The sequence below is a fragment of the Candidatus Protofrankia californiensis genome (assembly GCF_900634765.1).
GTDB classification, from domain to species: Bacteria; Actinomycetota; Actinomycetes; order Frankiales; family Frankiaceae; genus Protofrankia; species Protofrankia californiensis.
The window spans coordinates 10,998-11,814 of record NZ_CAAAFT010000263.1 but is presented as its reverse complement, the minus strand read 5'-3'; the positions used below and the strand labels follow the sequence as shown (position 1 = coordinate 11,814).

The window sequence follows — 817 nt, the reverse complement described above, 5'->3', positions numbered from 1 at the left end:
CGTACGGACCCGGCCCGTACGGACCCGGTCGGTACCGACGAGGTCCGTAACCACGGGCGAGTTCCTGCCCGACGACTGTCGTCGGCAGCCGCCGCGCCAGCAGGTGGTAGAGCCTGTCCATCCCCCAGACCGGCACGAGCGCCGGTGCCCACCGGCGGCTCGGCAGGCGGCTGCGGAAGTACGCGAGCGTGTCCTGGCGCACGCCGAGCACGACCCGCCTGCGCCGCAGGAGCGCGAGCGCGATCAGTACCGTTCCGAACGGGTTCGGCCCGAGCACCCACACGATGTCCACCCGTGCCAGCCCCCGCCACATCCCGGCAACGGTGCCGGCGGCCGCACGCACCAGCTCGCCCACCCGGCGCAGGCTGTCGTAGTACGGCAGCTCGACGAGCTCCACGCTGGGCGAGAGGACGTGATCCGCGGGCCTGTCCGCGTGGACCGTACGGCCGAACAGGACCAGTCCGTCAAAGCGTTGCCCGACCGCACAGGCGAAGAGGAGGAACGCCTGGTCGGAGGAGATCCGCCGCCCGGCAACGGTCTCCTCAAGCCAAACGGTCTCCTCAAGCCAGAAGACGTCGTCGGAGTAGATGCCCAGACGGCGGTACATATTCGGTCATCCAGATCGGCGCTCGGTGACAAGCATGGCCACGAGTAGTCATGAATAGTCAGCAGACAGTCCTGATCATAACCCGGCTCCCCGGCGGCCGGCCAGTCGCAGCGAGACGGGGACGGGACCGTCCGGCCCGGAACGCCGGGAGCACCAGGGGCGCGTGGACGCGTGAGCGAACGGCGAACGGCGAACGGCGAATATAGGCTC

Annotated in this window: 1 protein-coding gene; it reads right to left on the bottom strand. The window is 69.5% G+C overall.

Features of this window, described 5'->3' with window-relative positions; all coding sequences use genetic code 11:
- The coding region (locus tag DD1DGNOD_RS14565) for a hypothetical protein (protein ID WP_165036738.1) at window positions 1-607 on the bottom strand (607 nt) is incomplete at its 3' end.
- Window positions 608-817: the final 210 nt, after the last annotated feature.